Genomic DNA, 1629 nt, shown 5'->3' with positions numbered 1-1629 from the left:
TCCGTCTCGCTGCCCGAAGGCTGGAGCGTGACCGAGGCCTTCTTCGCCGAAACCGCGGCCGGGGTTGCGGCCGATGTGCCGACCGCCACCTTTGCCGGACCGGAGGGCAGGATGCTGGTCCTGAACCCGCTGCAATGGCTGGACAGCAACGGACCCTGCCACGGCAGCGCCCTCGGCCCGATCTGCGTCTTCGGCGTCGAGGACAGCGGAACGGGTGCCGCGCTGGCCGTGATCCTGCCGAGCCTGTCGTTGGCCTCCACCGCTGCGCCCGGCCTCGGCGGAGCCCCGTTCCGGCCGCAGGGCGACGACCCGATGTCCACCCTCGTCCCCGGATGGAGCGCCGAATGACCCGCCCTGCCCTGATCCTTGCCGCTGTTCTGGCTGCCGCGCCCGCGCTGGCGCAGGAGAAACTGACCGTCGCCGATTGCGGGGCAGAGGGTTGCCGCTGCGCGCTGTCGGCCGTGACGATGGAAGAGGCCGGCCTATTGCTCGGAACGCCTGCGCCGGAAGGCAGCACCGTCCTCGTCCGCCTGAACGGCGACTATGTCTGGAGCAGCCTTTCCCTGCCCGAGATCGACCTTGCCGCCGGCGGCGACGGCGAATGCCCGCTGGAGCTGTTCGACGCCATGGTGCCCGAGGACGGGTCCTGGATCGGCACCGTCGCCGACCGCCGGGTCTCGCAATGCCCGGCCGGGCTGGACGCCGCGCTGGAGCCGCTGGCGCAGGCGCTGGTCTTCCCGCGCGACATCGCCTGGGGCGGCAGCTTCCACCCCGACCGCATCCGCATGGAGGGCACGGCCCGCGCCATCGACTGGACCCGCGTGAGCGAGACACATTTCACCGGACAGGGACCGTCGGCCAGCGAGTCCGGCGCGGCGTCCCTGGTGAAGATCGGCGTAACCTACGACGCCCGCCTGATCGACCCGCGCCTCGTCCGCATCCTCGTGCAGTTGCAGGTGCGCACCGAGGGGGTTTCGCAAGCGGTGATCGACGCTGCGGGCCTTGGAAGATGCGATGTCGGCGTGACGGTCGATCTAGCAAGGACGGGCGAGTAAGCCTCAACTCTGCCGCGCCTGAGGAAGACCGTCCCGGAGGACGGCAAAAAGATGCCGCTCGACGTGGAAGCGGTCTAGGCATGATTGCCCATGCCCTAAGGTTGTTCTTCCATACGGCTTTGCGGCGCTTAGGCTTCGGCTGCGCGGCGCTGTTACTTCCCCACGACCCAGCAGCGCAGCACAAGCCGTCTTCAGTTCCCTGACGGCCAGCCCCCGGCGTTGCGTGACAGCAACTACAGGCGCCGGGGGCGAACCTCAGTCAGCAGGCGCAGCCCGACAGCCGGGTGGAAAATTTTTGCCGCCAAAGCTGCCGCGCCGCCGCTCCGGCGGCGGTGCAGGGGGGAACGGATGCCGGGCAACCCTCCTAGCTGGCCCTGCTGGCCGACATCCACGCGATGGGATGACCGGCTAAGCGCCTCGGCGATCAGCGCCGGGGCGCATTTTCCTGTCTAATGCGCTTGCACCCGTTATCATCTAGGAAAGTCTGTGATGGATAGCGGACCGGCTAGCGCATATCTTCGGCTGAAGATTTATTCAATAAAATCAAACGCTTATGGGATTGATTGGAGCGGGT

Annotated in this window: 2 protein-coding genes; both read left to right on the top strand. The window is 67.6% G+C overall.

Features of this window, described 5'->3' with window-relative positions; translation table 11 throughout:
• Positions 1-348 (top strand): hypothetical protein (locus G5B31_RS20865; RefSeq protein WP_165020110.1); only part of this gene is annotated, 348 nt, incomplete at its 5' end.
• Positions 345-1055, top strand: a complete 711-nt coding sequence (locus tag G5B31_RS20860) for a hypothetical protein (RefSeq protein WP_165020109.1) — start codon at positions 345-347, stop codon at positions 1053-1055. The genes G5B31_RS20865 and G5B31_RS20860, both read left to right, overlap by 4 nt.
• The last annotated feature ends 574 nt before the right edge of the window (positions 1056-1629 follow it).

This window comes from Rhodobacter sp. SGA-6-6 (assembly GCF_011043545.1).
In the GTDB taxonomy this organism is placed as follows: domain Bacteria; phylum Pseudomonadota; class Alphaproteobacteria; order Rhodobacterales; family Rhodobacteraceae; genus Pseudogemmobacter.
The sequence above is the reverse complement of the archived record's forward strand: the minus strand, read 5'-3'. Positions and strand labels throughout refer to the sequence as shown.

Bases quoted from the DNA above. Each gene is read 5' to 3' on its own strand.
- G5B31_RS20860 (WP_165020109.1), top strand. From the start codon at position 345: ATGACCCGCCCTGCCCTGATCCTTGCCGCTGTTCTGGCTGCCGCGCCC.